Source organism: Microcystis sp. M083S1, assembly GCF_020246405.1.
In the GTDB taxonomy this organism is placed as follows: Bacteria; Cyanobacteriota; Cyanobacteriia; order Cyanobacteriales; family Microcystaceae; genus Microcystis; species Microcystis aeruginosa_C.
In genome coordinates this window covers 16,160-32,316 of record NZ_JADBTB010000018.1, presented here as the reverse complement: position 1 = coordinate 32,316, position 16,157 = coordinate 16,160, and the positions used below count along the sequence as shown (strand labels likewise).

14 protein-coding genes are annotated in these 16,157 nt (G+C 36.6%); 6 read left to right on the top strand and 8 right to left on the bottom strand.

Annotated elements, in window-relative coordinates:
* Positions 1 to 113 (top strand): transposase (locus tag IM450_RS01550; protein ID WP_036400142.1); only part of this gene is annotated, 113 nt, incomplete at its 5' end.
* 312 nt (positions 114 to 425) lie between these two features.
* Here IM450_RS01550 and IM450_RS01545 read toward each other — a convergent pair.
* The 4 genes from IM450_RS01545 to IM450_RS01530 form a co-directional block, all read right to left on the bottom strand.
* Positions 426 to 698, bottom strand: a complete 273-nt coding sequence (locus IM450_RS01545; protein WP_061433357.1) for a hypothetical protein — start codon at positions 696 to 698, stop codon at positions 426 to 428.
* On the bottom strand, positions 676 to 963 hold the full coding sequence (locus IM450_RS01540; RefSeq protein ID WP_072924714.1) for a BrnT family toxin: 288 nt from the start codon (positions 961 to 963) through the stop codon (positions 676 to 678). The genes IM450_RS01545 and IM450_RS01540 overlap by 23 nt, the downstream gene beginning before the upstream one ends.
* Positions 964 to 1,221: 258 nt before the next feature.
* A complete protein-coding gene (locus IM450_RS01535) occupies positions 1,222 to 1,905 on the bottom strand; it encodes a hypothetical protein (protein WP_287664296.1) in 684 nt (227 codons plus the stop codon).
* 146 nt (positions 1,906 to 2,051) lie between these two features.
* On the bottom strand, positions 2,052 to 3,149 hold the full coding sequence (locus tag IM450_RS01530; protein ID WP_287664293.1) for a hypothetical protein: 1,098 nt from the start codon (positions 3,147 to 3,149) through the stop codon (positions 2,052 to 2,054).
* A 514-nt stretch (positions 3,150 to 3,663) separates the two neighbouring features.
* Here IM450_RS01530 and IM450_RS01525 point away from each other — a divergent pair.
* A complete protein-coding gene (locus IM450_RS01525) occupies positions 3,664 to 3,987 on the top strand; it encodes a DUF4258 domain-containing protein (protein WP_016516510.1) in 324 nt (107 codons plus the stop codon).
* The gene (locus IM450_RS01520) at positions 3,984 to 4,199 is read left to right on the top strand and encodes a hypothetical protein (protein ID WP_002757627.1); all 216 of its coding nucleotides are present in this window, start codon (positions 3,984 to 3,986) and stop codon (positions 4,197 to 4,199) included. Before IM450_RS01525 ends, IM450_RS01520 begins: the two co-directional genes overlap by 4 nt.
* Positions 4,200 to 4,287: 88 nt before the next feature.
* Here IM450_RS01520 and IM450_RS01515 read toward each other — a convergent pair whose 3' ends face one another.
* Both IM450_RS01515 and IM450_RS01510 read right to left on the bottom strand, forming a co-directional pair.
* The gene (locus IM450_RS01515) at positions 4,288 to 4,542 is read right to left on the bottom strand and encodes a BrnA antitoxin family protein (RefSeq protein ID WP_002738362.1); all 255 of its coding nucleotides are present in this window, start codon (positions 4,540 to 4,542) and stop codon (positions 4,288 to 4,290) included.
* The gene (locus tag IM450_RS01510) at positions 4,526 to 4,798 is read right to left on the bottom strand and encodes a BrnT family toxin (RefSeq protein ID WP_016516511.1); all 273 of its coding nucleotides are present in this window, start codon (positions 4,796 to 4,798) and stop codon (positions 4,526 to 4,528) included. The genes IM450_RS01515 and IM450_RS01510 overlap by 17 nt, the downstream gene beginning before the upstream one ends.
* Before the next feature lie 294 nt (positions 4,799 to 5,092).
* Here IM450_RS01510 and IM450_RS01505 point away from each other — a divergent pair, with 294 nt between their 5' ends.
* From IM450_RS01505 to IM450_RS01495, 3 genes are all read left to right on the top strand, one after another.
* Positions 5,093 to 6,178, top strand: a complete 1,086-nt coding sequence (locus IM450_RS01505; protein ID WP_104396697.1) for an amidohydrolase family protein — start codon at positions 5,093 to 5,095, stop codon at positions 6,176 to 6,178.
* A gap of 52 nt (positions 6,179 to 6,230) precedes the next feature.
* On the top strand, positions 6,231 to 7,223 hold the full coding sequence (locus IM450_RS01500) for a hypothetical protein (protein WP_287664290.1): 993 nt from the start codon (positions 6,231 to 6,233) through the stop codon (positions 7,221 to 7,223).
* Between the two features lie 91 nt (positions 7,224 to 7,314).
* Entirely contained in the window at positions 7,315 to 13,104 is a 5,790-nt protein-coding gene (locus IM450_RS01495) for an AAA family ATPase (protein ID WP_287664287.1), read from the top strand.
* Positions 13,105 to 13,125: 21 nt separating this feature from the next.
* On the opposite strand, the gene IM450_RS01490 is transcribed toward IM450_RS01495, so the two are convergent.
* Both IM450_RS01490 and IM450_RS01485 read right to left on the bottom strand, forming a co-directional pair.
* Positions 13,126 to 14,463 carry an AAA-like domain-containing protein gene (locus tag IM450_RS01490; RefSeq protein WP_287664284.1) on the bottom strand — a complete coding sequence of 446 codons (1,338 nt, stop codon included), beginning with the start codon at positions 14,461 to 14,463 and terminating at the stop codon, positions 13,126 to 13,128.
* Positions 14,464 to 14,911: 448 nt separating this feature from the next.
* Positions 14,912 to 16,123, bottom strand: coding sequence for a glycosyltransferase (locus IM450_RS01485; protein ID WP_287664281.1), 1,212 nt, complete (start codon positions 16,121 to 16,123; stop codon positions 14,912 to 14,914).
* Positions 16,124 to 16,157: the final 34 nt, after the last annotated feature.

Here is a 16,157-nt window from a genome sequence, read left to right as displayed (position 1 = left end):
CAGTTGAAGGAATTAATAATAAACTGAAGGTGATTAAAAGGAGAGGCTATGGATTTAGAAACTTTAAAAACTTTAGTCTTAGATGTTTATTAAATTGGCATTTTGCTAGTTGATTTTACATGGTAAGTTCGGAAGAACCTACTTTTTGTTTTACTACTCATAAGATGGGTGTGTAATTCCAAACTTAATTATTTTAACATAATGTAGTGACAACGACATTACACTATGTACGATACGATACCCGGATTTTTCAGAGAGATGAGCATCATTTGATGAAAGTCTAGGCTTCAAACCTTTCCATTATAACTGATAGGTAAAAGGTATGTCACCGCAGTAACACACCTTTATTATTGTTGGGTTTCGTTGTTTCAAACTAATCGAGAAGAAGGGGCGTGCTGCTATGCAGTGCCGTAGGCATCGCACTATTATTGAGGAATTAATTTAATTAAACTTCTTAAGGTCGCATTAACGGATTCCGAATTAGGAAAATATTTTTTAACATCAGGATCAAGAATAATTACATCATTTTGCGCTGGAAAATGTTCAACCGTTTTTGTTCCATCTTCATGATGAACAGTAACGCTATGACCTTCCCGATACTGTTGGTAATATTTTCCGCGAACAGGATTTTTAAGTTGACTTAAATCATATTCTTCTCGCAAGTCATCTTCTAATTCATCTTGGATTTTCTCGTTCATAATATCTCCTTTCTTTGGGTGTAACTAATCTTGCACTAATTAAACGAATTTTATGATCACGATCCGTATAAGAAACAAATAGAAATTTACCTTGATCTGATAAACCTATTATAAGATAGCGATTCTCTCCTGTAGAATGGTCAGGATCATCGAAATTTACAGCTAAGGGATCATCAAATACGGTGGATGCTTCTTCAAAAGAAATGTTATGTTTTCTTTGATTTATTTTTGCTTTCTGTTTATCCCATTCAAATGCTAGTTCCAAATCATTGCCACTTTGCCAACTGAAACACCCCGCATTATAGCATATCCTGATGGCCTAATAACAATTTTTTCTGTGCGATCGCGTCTTCCCAAAGTTTGACCAATAGAGAGATATATCAGCGATCGCCGCTGATAGTAAAAGGTATGTCACCGCAGTAACACACCTTAAATAGTGTTGGGTTTTGTTGTTTCAATCCAATCGAGAAGAAGAAGCGATCGCACTGAATTAAGATAGCTGATGAGTTGATGAGATTGAGTTTTATTGCCTAGTTAAAACCCCATTTCCACGTGAATCAAATTTCAAAGTGTAAGTATATCCCATCAGCATAGCCCAATTTCCAGTATCGAATACAACAGGATCTCCGATTTCCTCTTGTCCATTTGATCTAACAAGATCGTATGATCCTGCCTTTATGGATAGAGTCGTCTGCGGGGAACAAAGCACTGAATATCCCCAAGCAATCCATTTCACTCCCATACCAAACCCTACATTTACTGTATATTGTTCAGAATCATATTCGGGAATATGCCAACCTTGTTCATCGTGCTGAAGCTCCATGTATTTGTTCAATGACAAGGAAAAATTATCGTTATCCCTTGAGTATGGATGGTATGACTGGTTAGGGCTTATATCGCCTTTTTTGAAAACGGAAGCCATCCAATAAAGGGTTAAATCTTTATTGAAATTAATCATGACGTTTGTATCAACAGTTTGTTGTCCTGCGACTCTTCTGACACCATTAGCAATAAACTCTGCTGGTGAAAAAGTCGCTACCAGTTCGATCCCTTGAACATAATCAGTTGTTATCTCTACGATAGTAACAGGTCCTCCCGTAGCTGGGGTTGCTAATATAGGACGGAAAAACTCATCCGCATTTTCCAGTTGTGTTTTGGTAATCTCAAAAGGATGCTTTATTATTCCTATAAGTGGTCTCTTTTCCATAGAAACAACTCCAATTATAATTTTGATTTTGACAGAAAGAGTCTATTAAGATGTGTCACCGCAGTAACACACCTTAAATAGTGTCGGTTTTCGTTGCTTTAACCTAGCCTGAAATATTGGCGATCTCACCGCCCCAATAGAGATTGCTAGGAGTTTTTAAATAGAAGCTTTGCTCCAGCTACGAAAAGTTGTTTGATCTTATCTGCACTTTGAGATCCCGAATATGTGAAGTTAACTGTTGTTTTACCCCCAGTCTGGCTAGTAATCTTAAACTCAACTCCACTTAATACAAAGATTCCAAAAGAGGCTTTTAGTGCTGTTTGTACGGCAAGCTTCCCTGCCAAAAACGTATTAGCTTCATCCTCAAACGTACTTGTCCATGTAACGCTAATTACTTGATCGTCTTGCGTTTCTCCGAGAGAGCTAAAACCGCTTGATAGGAGATTTGCCTGTTCTTGGTTTTTGGCTGAATGCCATAGATCTGTCAGTGACGCTAACAATAATTTATGACTATCAATTAAATTGTCAACGAAATTTAAAGGTGCAGTTAGAAGTTCTTGACTAGGTTTCCCCGGCACAACCTTAAACTTTCCTGATGAGGTTAAGATGACAGTGGCCTCACGCGCTTTAAAATCTTTGAGTTCAATAACGGCAGCATCATTAGCAACCTCAGTCCAACTCGCTAGTTCATTTTCGCCATAATCCCCCGTTGTTACATAGAATGCCAATTTTGGACTTAAAGTTCTTGTGTCATTAGGACTAGGAGACCAACTCATACCAATGAAACCATTATCAGTTTGGATTCCAAAGGACATACTACTATACCATTTACAGTCTTCATTTGCGCTTTGGTCAAAAGCATTAGACTTCAGGGCAATCATATTTTCAGGAGCAGGTGAGTCAATTTTGCTCATGGTAGGAGCTTTTTTTCCTCGGCAGTCCTCCGTCACCGTTACGTAGTCTATCTCCCAAGTCTCTTGTAGTTCTATATTGTTACTGACGAAGGCATCAATTTTAATACCTAATCCAACAGCTTTATTGCTTGATCCTCCACCTGCAATATACTGCACTGGGATAGTAAACGTATTCGTCGCTGGCGAGTTAGGATCAACATCCAAATTAATTTTGGAGTTGGCGAAAACATTAGGATTTCCTTTAAGCTCGTCTGGAGGTTGCAAGAAAGCCCAAAAAGTTTTTGTTTGTTTGCTCTGATTGACTAAATAGATCGTGTACTCAGCAGCCATGATTGATCTCCTTATTTATTGAGTAAATACCGAATTCGATTTTGAACAAACAATAAGTTTGTCTTCCATACGTACACCCTCAAGACATTCTCAAAAATCTATTCGTGAAATTTTCGATTTAGCCATAATGCCTTAAGCAAAATGCCTTGTCTTTCGGGTTAAAAGTGATTTGTTCAATCACCTTTGATACCAGAATAAGTTTTATTTTGGGTAATGGCAATCTCTAAAATTAATACTTTTCTAATAGTTTTTTTTGAGTAGAATATTAACTTTTATATTAGATTTATATTAGATTTGTATTAGATTCAAAGGGTGACTTTATGGTATGACTCCCTCATCCCTGAAAGCAGAACTAATGAATTAATCGGGCGACTAAAATCATCAAAACCCTTTTAAGCTCTGACTTGTAGCGGTTTTAGGGGATGAAAAGAAGGCAGCAAAAAAGCGATCGCAATTCTTGAAAACAGACAGCGATCACCTTCTTCCTTGAATAAAGAGATGCTATGATTAGATGATGAGTATAACCTTCCAATTAGTTCTGGCTTTACTTTCCCGTGGGCAAGTCAAAATATCAGCCCATGGCTACGATGAACTAGCAAATGACGGTATTCTGGTAAGGGATGTGATAACAGGTATTAGAGAAGCTGTCATTCTCGAAGATTACCCGGAATATCCTAAAGGGCGTTGTGTGCTAGTCTTACAGAAAGATAGTCAGGGTAAACCCGTTCATGTGGTTTGGGGTATAGCCAAGAATACCGAATCGCCTGCTGTTCTAGTCACTGCCTATAGACCTGATCCAGCACGTTGGTCAAGTGATTTTACAAGGAGAAAACCATGACAAAAAAGCCTCACATTAAACTCATCCACATTGGAGAGTACATGGCTGAAGTGGAAGTAGAACTGATTGAGACTCCCGAAGGATGGTCGCCCTATTTATCATTAGAAGACGCTCAAAAATTAGATGATGTCCGAGAAGCCCTTCGTCAAGGTGATCTACAAAAAGCTTCCAATTTAGCACATCTTTACAAAATTACCCCTCTTACCGTTTAACTAAACTTTGACAAGAAAAAATTAAAAAGCGATCGCAATCCTTGAAAACAGACAGCGATCGCCTAACTTGTAACTATCATAAGCAACATTATTGGAGGGCTGATAATTCTTCCCGAAGAATACGACGTAAATCGGACTGAGTGAGCGATCGCTCAGAAGGAGATTGGATATATTGTTTTAAAGCCTCATTAATTAGGGTTTGATAACCCATTCCTGCGGTTTCAGCCTGTTCTCGAAAATAAGCTAGAATCTCATCATCTAGATAAATGGTAATGCGTGTTTTTCCCTGAGAGGAAATGAGCGCCCCTCGTTTTCCTTTAGAAAAATCATATTCCTTTCTCATAAGTTTTTCTCTCTTGTTTTGTAGCACGACGAGCGGAAATCAAGGGAATGACTTCACCCCGCAAAGTATAAATAACCACTAATAGTGATCCCATGTTTCCCATCCCCACTGCAATAAAACGTTCTTCTGTTATACAATCGGGATCAAGATCATGAATAGCGAGGGGATCAAAAAACACCATTTCAGCTTCTGCAAAGGAAACACCGTGCTTTTGCCAGTTGGTTTTTGCTTTTCTGGGATCATATTCAAATGTTATACATACATTATATGTATCTTAGAAGGTTGAGTCAAGCTCAAAACCCCTTCAGAGTATCACACGTATCGCCTTACCTTCCCACTTAGAGGGGTATTCAGGGGGAATGACAACTGTGCCATGATGAAGAATCATTTTAAATTCAATCGCTTCCATTCGTTAAGTTTAATAAAGTGTTGTATCAAGTTTAACCCAATCAATCCATGGAGTTTTAGGGGATGAAAAAAAAGCCTAAAAAAAGGGACCGCTTTTTCCCAATCAAATATAATTTAGGTAGAAAATTGCCGAAAAATCGCTATGCTCAACGGGTACAAAATTATTGATGCTGATTCCCATGTCATTGAACCCCCCGCAATGTGGGGACAATACCTAGAACCTAAATTTAGGGAATTTGCCCCTTCTGCTGACATGAAAATCAAAGGAGAACCGATTAGTCAAAAAATCTCCCCACAAGTCCAAGCAGAAGGGAATAAGCAGATGATGCAAGCTCATCCCCATGCTTATCTCAACCGCTATAACCCAGAGTCCCATGTTCAATCTATGACACAAATGGGCATAGATGTAGCTTTTATTTATCCTAATTACGGACTGTGGTTATTTGCCATTGATAGCCTACCTGCTGAAGTGATGGGGGCTTTTGTCCGTGCTTACAATACATGGTTATATGAAGAATTTTGTAGCTATGACCCTGCTAGACTGAAAGGAGTCGCTGCAGTCAATCAACATGATCCCGAAGATATGGTCAAAGAGCTACACCGTATGGCGAACTTGGGCTGGAAGGCGGTTTTTTTGCGCCCTAATCCCGTTAAAGGCAGAATTTTGAGCGATCCAGCCTATGAACCCTTTTGGGCGGCCTGCGAGGATTTGGACATGGCTGTAGGAATTCATGAGGGACATTGGAGTCGTTTACCCACCACCGGTGCCGATCGATTTAACACCCGTTTTGCCCTTCATGCTTGTTCTCACCCCATGGAGCAGATGATGGCACTGTTAGCGTTAATAGAAGGGGGAGTGTTAGAACGTCATCCTCAGCTAAGAATCGGATTTTTAGAGTCGGGCTGCGGTTGGCTACCCTATTGGTTATGGAGACTTGACGAAGAGTATCAAGTTACACCTTGGGAGGTCAAAGATCGGGTAAGATTAATGCCATCAGAGTATTTTCGCCGTCAATGCTTTATTGCCGTTGAACCCTCTGAACCTTATCTGTCCCAGCTTATAGACTACATTGGCAGTGACAATATTATCTTTGGCTCAGATTATCCACACATGGATCATAAGCCCGATATTGTTAGTCAAGTGCTTAAGCTTGAGAAAGATTTAGCTAAGGAAACAGTAGAGAAGATACTTGCGGACAATCCTACCCGTTTTTATGGCTCAGTCTGAGTTTTTACAGTAGAATCAAATTTATTAACCAACTTCCTGGAGGAATTCACCAATGGCACAGGTCTTTACTCGAAGTTATGTTCAAAATTTACAATCAAATTTGTCTATAAAGATTGGACAAGGACCAAAATCGATCGATGGCAATCAATACAATGATTACTATTTTCAGCTACTTATTTTTGAATTTGAAAATGAAGACCACCCTAAATTAGTCTATGGAACTAAGGAAGCTTTACAAACAAAATATAATTTAGATTCCTCAAGTTTTCCTAGCTCAGGAGCTAAGGTTGACCCAAGATTTTGCCCATCAGGTAAAGACCAACCTAAGGATGATCCTTTAGCTCAAGCAGAATTGAGTACCGTTTATTTCTTATTACAAACACGAAAGCTATCTCAGATGATTGCTTACACATGGCTTGAGCCGGAACATATACCAGATGAAATGAAAGCAAAAGTGAATTTGGTTAGAAAAATTTTGAGATTTCCTCAACAAAAAGTGTGTACTTATTGGCTTGATCAAGAAGGTGAAGAACGTATAAGTGAGATCGATTTATCCAGAAAACTATTAGTAGATAGTAAAACCCACACCAAAAAATATAGTTGGTTGATTCAACCAGACAATATAAATTATGACTTTATTGCTTTGGCTCTTTTGCTGTGTGGGCAAGCTTTCTATAAAGATAAAGTTAACTTTTATTATCCCGATAAACATGAATATTTCGCCCAGATTTGGGAGCCAATTGGCAGTATCTATCAGCTAATCTTTGAATACGGCCTTGATGTTACTTGGGAGCTTTTTCATGGTGTTATGACAGAACTTGTTCATACAGGGAAAGATTTTCCAGCTGGTAAAATAACAGTCCCTTATCCACCCAGACCCAGTGAATTCAATGTTAGCCAATCTGACATTCAAACTTGGGCAAAGGCAAAAGAGCATGATGGTCCCTATCCATTTTATCCTAGCGAACATAGTGAAGACTGGAAGAATCACCAATTGAAGCACGTTTATCCACCTTCACCTTATATTCCCCTGAGTTGTTTGTAATTATCTTCAATTTTAATTATGAAAATTGGTCAGAGAATCAAGAGATGACGCAAATTGATCAGCTTGATTTTCTGACTGAACTGATAAGCCAATGGAAAAAAAATATCAAATCAGCGAAAAACTCTACGAAAGTGCTAACTCCTTAGTTTATCGAGGTTTTCGTCATGCCAATAATCAGGCAGTTATCCTTAAAATTCTCAAAGAAAATTACCCAACGCCATCAGAACTCACTCGGTATCAACAAGAATACCAAATCACTTGCTCTTTTAACGTTGATAATATTATTAAAGCTTATGAGTTACAGCGATATGAAAACAGTTTAGTTATGGTTTTAGAAGACTTTGGTGGTCAATCTTTAAAATCATTACTAGAGCAAAGTCAATTCAACCTAGAAGAATTTTTGAAAATTGCCATTAAGATTGCTGAAGCTTTAGCTGTTATTCATAAAGCCAATATTATTCACAAAGACATTAACCCTTCTAATATTGTCTATAACCCCAAAACCGAAGAACTTAAAGTTATTGATTTTGGTATTTCTAGCCAGTTAGCTCAAGAATTTATCAGCGTTATCTCTCCCCATCAATTAGAAGGAACGTTAGCTTATATTGCACCTGAACAAACAGGAAGAATGAATCGTGGACTTGACTATCGTAGTGATTTTTATGCCCTTGGAGTCACTTTTTATGAACTTTTAACCAACAGACTTCCTTTTGAAACTACAGACCCAATGGAGTTAGTTCATTGTCATATTGCTCAAGACCCTTTACCCCTACACGAACTGATTCCAGACCTTTCCTTGGCTGTGTCTAATATTATCAAAAAACTATTAGCAAAAACCCCAGAAGAAAGATATCAGAGTGCTTGGGGAATTAAAAATGATTTAGAAATTTGTCTCAATCAACTCAAAAGAGGGGAACAGATTCAGCTATTTTCTTTAGGAAGTCGGGAGCTTCCAGAAAAATTTCAGATTCCGCAAAAACTCTATGGTCGAGAATTAGAAGTTGAAAAACTCCTAAACATTTTTGAAAAAATCAATCAAGGCTCATCTGAATTGATCCTGATTTCGGGTTATTCTGGGATTGGTAAAACAGCTTTAGTCAATGAAATTTACAAACCAATTACACGCCAACGAGGACGAGTTATTAAGGGCAAATTTGACCAACTACAACGATATATTCCCTATTCAGCAATTACTAAAGCTTTTCAAGATTTAGTAAAACAGTTGTTAAGTGAACCAGAAAGACATCTTGAAACCTATAAAGACAAGATTCTAGAAACTTTAGGAAATAATGGTCAAATTATTGTTGAGGTTATCCCTGAACTCGAAAAAATTATTGGTAAGCAACCTCCTGTAGAACCACTGGGTAAAACGGAAAGTCAAAATCGCTTTAACTTATTTTTTAAGCGTTTTCTCACGATTTTTTGTCAACCAGAACATCCCTTAGTGATTTTTATTGATGATTTACAGTGGGCAGATTTATCTTCTCTAAATTTAATTGAGCAATTAATTTTAGAGCCAGATATTAACTATTTTCTCCTAATTGGTGCTTATCGAGATAATGAAGTGGAAACAACTCATCCACTAATGCACACTTTAGGCAAAATTAATCAAGCCCAAAAAACAATTAATACGCTCTCTCTTTCACCTTTAAAAAGCAGAGAGATTAATCAATTAATTGCCGATACTCTAAATTGTTCTAGAGAATTAGCTAAACCCTTAGGGGAATTACTCAGCAGAAAAACCGAGGGTAATCCTTTTTTCTTAACCCAATTGTTTTATTCTCTCTACAATAGAAAATTCCTGTTTATTAGGGAAAATTTAGATTTAAAGAAAGCGAAGTACACAAAACAAGTTTATTGGCAATGGAATATACAACAAATTGAAAGTTTATCTATTACTGATAATGTAGTTGATTTAATGGTGAATAAAATTAAAAAATTATCTCAAAATACGCAACAGGTTCTCAAGTTAGCAGCTTGTATTGGCAATCAATTTAATTTAGAAATCCTTAGGATTATTAATAATAAATCTGAAACTATTACCGCTCAAGAACTACAGTTAGCTCTAGATGAAGGCTTGGTGATTCCCCTAGACAAAAATTATAAAATTCCTCTATTATGGAATGGAGAAGATTTGTCAAATAACAAGCTACAAGATGCTTTTAACTATTCTGCTGATATTTATTATCGATTTTTACATGACCGAGTACAACAAGCAGCTTATTCTCTTATTTCTGAAGAAGAAAAAGAATGTTTTCATCAGCAAATAGGACGTATTTTATTAGAAAAATATCAAGCAGAGCATCAATTAGAAGATAAAATATTTGATACTGTTAATCAACTTAATCAGGGAGCAATATTAATTACCGATCAGTTAGAAAAAAATCAACTGGCTAAGTTAAATCTAAAAGCAGGAAAAAAGGCAAAAGCATCAACAGCTTATGATTCGGCTTTAAGATATTTAGAAAAAGGATTGGAATTGTTGACATTAAATAGCTGGAAAACTGATTATCAATTAACTCTAGAACTTTATGTTGAAACCTTAGAATCTCTTTACTTAAATACTAAATTTTCTCAAATTGAAAAAATATCTGACACTATCTTAAAAGAAGCTAGAGACATATTTGATAAACTCAAGGTATATGAAATACAAATCATCTACTACTTTACAATTTTTCAACCTCAAAAAGCGATAGATATTGCCCTCAATGTTTTACCAGAACTAGGTATCAAAATTTCTCTTCAAGAAAATGAAATCAAAAAAAGAATTAGTAATCGCCAGAGATCCATAAAGTTGCTTTTAAAAAATAAATCGATTGAAGACTTGGCCGATAATTTGATAATGACTGACAATAAAAAACTAGCAGCTATTAAAATAATACTGCAAATTCGCTCTGCTTCAAATACAACTAATTTTCTTCTATTTACGGAATTAGTATTAACTTTAACTTATCTCTGTATCAAATACGGCAATCCTCCACAAGCTTCTACGATTTATGCTTTTTATGGAATGCTCATGTCGGGAATGACAGCAGAAATTGATTATGGTTATAAGTTTGGAAAACTAGCAATTAACTTATTAGAAAAAGATGATAATCAAAAATTTCAAGCCGAAATATTTTTTTTATATTATGCTTATATATGGTGTTGGAAAAATCCACTAAATGAGCAAGTCATTCAAGAAAAATTACTTTATGGCTTGCAACAAGGACTTAATACAGGACACAATGAATATGTTGGGTTTCTCGCACAGGCCTATTGCGCTATCAAGTTTTTAGGAGGATGCCAGTTAGAAGAAGTAGAACGAGATTGTGAAAAATACATTCATTTTGTGGAAAAACTTAATCAAGAGTATTCTCATAAATTCTTAGTTATTTTGACAAATACTGCTAAAAATGTACGAGATATTAATCACCATCAAGATTTTTTATTGCTAGGAACTTCCCAAGAGGAAGAAGATAAACATCTCCAAGAATATCTTGACCAAAATAATCAATGGTTACTATTTATTTATTATTTCGGAAGAATGATTGATTATTATATTTTTAATGATTTTGTTGCCTCCTTAGAAAACAGTCAACATACAGAAAAATATGTAGCGGTAACAAGCGGTGCAGCCCTATTTAAAGCACAACATAATTTCTATTCATCGTTGAGTTTTCTAGCTTATTATCATGACACAGAGCAAAATGATCAAAGAAAATTACTACAACAAGTAGATAACAATCAGCAGAAGATGGCAATATGGTCTAGTCATTGTCCAGCAAATTTTCAACATAAATATGATCTAGTTGAAGCAGAAAAAGCGAGAGTCTTAGGTCAAAACTGGGAAGCTCAAGAATTTTATGAAAAAGCTATTCAAGGAGCAAAAAAATATGAATTTATCCATGAAGAGGCTTTAGCCTATGAACGTGCCTCTGAATTTTATTTTACTTTAGGTAGAGAAGAAATCGGTAAACTATATCTCAGAAATGCTTATCATTGTTACATTCGTTGGGGTGCAAAGGCCAAAGTTAAACAATTAGAAGAAGAATACCCTCAATATTTATTAGGCATCAGCAATCAAAACAAATCTAAAGGACTGAGTACCACCATTTCAACTACTGGTAATGATGGAGCCGTTCTGGATTTAACCACTATTCTCAAAGCTTCGCAAGCGATTTCTGGAGAAATTAAACTGGAAAATCTCCTAACAAATTTAATGAAAATTGTCATTGAAAATGCAGGAGCGCAGAAAGGTTATTTGATTTTAGAACAGCAAGGAAATTTGGTCATTGAAGCTCAAGGAACAATTGATAAAGAAACGCTGAATATCTTACAATCAATTCCCATAGAATCTATCGACCATAATAACTCAATTCCCATTTTACCCACTAGCATTATTAATTATGTCGCTCGTACAAAAGAAACTATCGTTTTAAATGATGCCACATCTGAAGGTCAATTTACCAACGATTATTATATTGTGGCTAAAGAAACTAAATCCATTCTTTGTACTCCTTTACTCAATCAAGGTCAATTAAAAGGAATTGTTTATTTAGAAAATAATTTAACAACAGGCGCATTTACCTCAGAAAGAGTTGAACTATTAAATATTCTAGCAGCTCAAGCCGCTATCTCTATTGATAACTCAAGACTCTATCAAACCTTAGAACAAAGAGTAGAAGAACGGACAAAAGAACTCACAAATACTTTAGAGGTACTGAAAGCAACTCAAGCAGAACTTATCTTTGAAAATGACCTGCTTAAAACTGCTGAACAACCTTCCAAATTTGTCTATCAAGTGGGGGGCAGTTTACCGATTGATGCACCGAATTATGTGGTTCGACAAGCTGATCGCAATCTTTATAAAGCTCTCAAACAAGGTCTATTTTGCTATGTTTTAAATGCACGTCAAATGGGAAAATCTAGCTTAATGGTACGGATGATGGGTCAATTACAAAAGGAGGGAATTAGATGTGCAGTAATTGACTTAACTCGGCTAGGAACAGACAATATTACCCCCGAACAATGGTATAAAGGATTAGCCGTTGATCTGCTCCGCAGTTTTGGATTAATCAAAGAATTGAAAACTTTTAAAGCTTGGTGGAGTGAACAATTAGACCTGCCTCCTGTACAACGATTAGGAGAATTTATAGAAAATTTTCTTCTGGTTAATGACGATTTTAATCAGCGGCAATCTAGACAATCGACTGTTATATTTATTGATGAAATTGATAGCATTTTAGGGTTAAAATTTGATGTCTCTGACTTTTTTGCTTTAATTCGTTCTTTTTATAACCAGAGAGCGATTCAACCTCAATTTCAAGAGCTAACTTTTGCCTTTTTTGGTGCTACCACACCTTCAGCTTTAATTACTGACCCCCAGAAAACACCTTTTAATATTGGTAACGCTATTGAATTAGCAAGTTTTAAGGAACACGAAGCTCAACCTTTATTATATGGGTTAACAGAAAAAGTCAGTAATCTTCAGACAATGCTCAAACAAGTCTTAAGCTGGACGGGAGGGCAACCTTTCTTAACTCAAAAACTCTGTCAACTGATGCGGGATAGTGAGCAACCAATCCCCTCTAATCAAGAAGAACAATGGTTGGCCAACTTAGTAGCAGAAAAAATTATTCAAGATTGGGAGATGCAGGATCAACCCGAACATTTAAAAACCATTCAAGATCGCCTTCTTCAAAGTCCAAACCGACCCCAGTTATTAACCTTGTATCGACAAATCCTCCATCAAGAACCAATACAGATTGATAACAATCCCTATTTACCTGAGTTATTTTTATCTGGATTAGTGGTAAAGCGTCACGGGAAAATGGACGTTCATAATCGGATTTATCAGACGATATTTAATAATGATTGGCTTGAGCGATCACTGTCTTAATACCATGGTTCAAAAATTTATTTATACTGAACCAGTATATTGGCTTATAAAGTACTTTTGATACAACTGACAACTGACAATTGCTTGATTTTCTCTCAGTTTAATTAAACCCATACTATTAAGTTTATAAGCAATAATTGGATCGACTATTATTGGTTGATTCCCTTGACAAATCTGTTGAAAAACATCGGCAAGTTCGGGTTGTTTTTGTAAAGTGACCCAGTGAAGCTGTAAATGAGAGGAATAAATCCCCGTTGATGTAATTGCTGATTTGATTAAATCTGGCATCGTGATTTGCTCTTGGCTAAGATGATAAATCGCTAAATGAATCAAGGCAGGATGTCCCCCCACTAAGTCGATCAATTGTTGAATTTCGTTGGTTGCTAATTCATTTAATTGATATTTTTTTGCCAATTCTGCCACTTGTTCTTGATCAAAACCCTGTAACTCTATGGGTAATCCCACATTAAAAGGAGACTGTTCTAATCGCAGAGAAACATAAGATTCTGTGGATTGAACAATAATTAAACGTAATTTCTGCCACAGGGGAGATCGCTTAGATTCTTCATAACAAGCTCTGATTAAAGGTAAAAAATCTTCTGCTACTTTCGGATGTTCAAAGACTCGATGCACTTCGTCTAAAGCCAATACCAGTGGCTGTTTTATCTCTCGTAAAATATACTCTTCAAAATAAATTGTCCAACTCATTTTAATTCCTATATCTTCATCCCAATAATCATCTAATTTGGCTTCTAAATTCAACTGCCGAGCGCAATTACGGCAAATCCAGCGTAATAACTTGTTAAAATCTGCTATAATGTTTTGGTCTGCTTTTTGTAAATCTAAACTAACAATTTGATAACCGAATTGCTGTTGACAAGCCTCTAAAATTGTTAATAATAAAGACGTTTTCCCCCATTTTTTGGGAGCTTTAATGCGTACTAACGCCCCAGATTGGCCGATTTCCTCGATAACTTTTGCTTCAAGTTTTGTTTGTTTTAGATAATAATAAGAATTATAGGGAACAGGAGCATCGGGGTATTCTGGACGCTCATTCTGGGGATATTCATTACCGCAATACTGAAGCGATGTGGAGTTGGTAAAATGAGATTGTAGTCTAGATAAAAAATTTTTCTTATTGATCGGTTCTCCGATCAGTTGCGAGACTCTATCATAGAGTCCTGGGGCAACTACATTGGCAAGATAGCCGCTACTATAACCGTTTTCTTGGGCAATTTCTTGATAGTTCTTTTTCTGCCAAAGTCCTCGCAATAATAATTGTTCTGTGTCATTGAGACAGCGATTCTCAAGCTTGAGCAGTTGCCGATTAAGAATCTCTTGGATTTCCTCGAATTTCATTATTTTTGTCTAAGGTAAGAAGATTTGAGGGAATAGATTATTTGATTTTCCAGTTCTGTTGCAGCCAGAAATCTTGAATCTTGACATAACAGCACCGATTCAAACTGGAATGGGCATATTTTTGACAGACAAGCTGACGAGAACTGGCAACCGACAAAATTGTGCGATGGCAACCCTGAGAGGGATTAAATTCCCCTCTTGCTAGGAAATTATAGCATTTCTTGTCAAGGTCAATTACACGGCAGCAATTATCTCTTGATGATTTCTATCAAAAACCCTAAGTCTTCCGCGTCTAACTCCTCGATAATCCTATTAAGAATTAATTCGGAAAAATCCTCACAGGAGTTGACTAGACAGGGTTTTAGCAATCAGATGTACTGCATTTCAACTGCCTATTGAGAATTTTAGTACAGTGGCTGCTCCCAATCTTGCCAACAACGGTGAGCAGTTACTGTTCATCCTTCAATACACTTGCTCCCAGAGCTTCTAGGGTTTCTTGCAGCATTTCAGCGCGAGAGAAATTACCCTGATCTTTCAATAATTGTAGGCCTTTTTGCCAAATCTCGATCGCCTCATTATAACTACCGAAAACTATATAAGCCACCCCTAGATTTTGGTAAATATCGGGATTATCGGGGTTTAACTTGAGAGCTTTTTTATAAGCTTTAATCGATTCTGGTAGCCGGTGCAGTTGTTTGAGAACCAGTCCTAAATTATAGTAACCATCGGCATAACTAGGATCAATCTCTACGGTTTTCTCAAAGATAGATAAGGAAGCTTCGTAGTTTTCTGCTTCGTATAATAACCCACCTAAATTATTATAAGCCCCCAGTTTTAATTTATCTAAAATTGGCTGCTTAATCGCTTTAATAAAATGATCGGCTGATTGCTTAAATTCCTCCACTGAATAATAATAATTAGCGAGATGATAATATAACTCGTATAAAATATGTGGATTAGAGCCATGGCATTTTAAACCGTGTTTGAGCAGCTTAAAACCCTCTTTATCCCTGCCAATCTTTAGATATAAACCTCCCAATTTACTACACACATAGGGATCGTGGGGATGTTGCTGATAAAAGCCCTCCATGGCTTTTCTTGCCCGTTCAAACTTATCTAAGCTGGCTATTTTATCCACGGTGTAACCGTAGTGAAAGATAGCAATTTCTGGCAGTTCAACTATTTTCCAATCAGGCTCTTTTTTTAATAAAATAGCCACATTATCATCAATAATTGAGTGATAGGGACGGGTAAAAGTGACTTGAGGATGTCGGCGAAATAGCCGCGCAATTAGAGAATAGGGTGATTGTATGGCTCCGATTTCATGGCGGATTAAATTAATGACTAAATTTTCCTCTTTTTCCATAGCCCGACGCATTTTCGGTACGATAGCGGGATTTAATTCCTCATCGGCATCAAGAACTAAAATCCAATCACCAGTAACATATTTTAAAGCCTCATTTCTAGCATCGGAAAAATTATCCCGCCAATCGTAGCTAGGAACTATGGCACCGTAACTTTTAGCAATAGCAATCGTATCATCGGTCGAACCCGTATCCATAACGATCATCTCATCCACCACCCCTTTAACGCTGTCCAAACAGCGCCGGAGATTTTCGGCTTCATTTTTGACAATCATGCAGAGACTAAGTTTAGGCATAACTTTACTCACTCTAGCGGTCAATCTTGAGGGA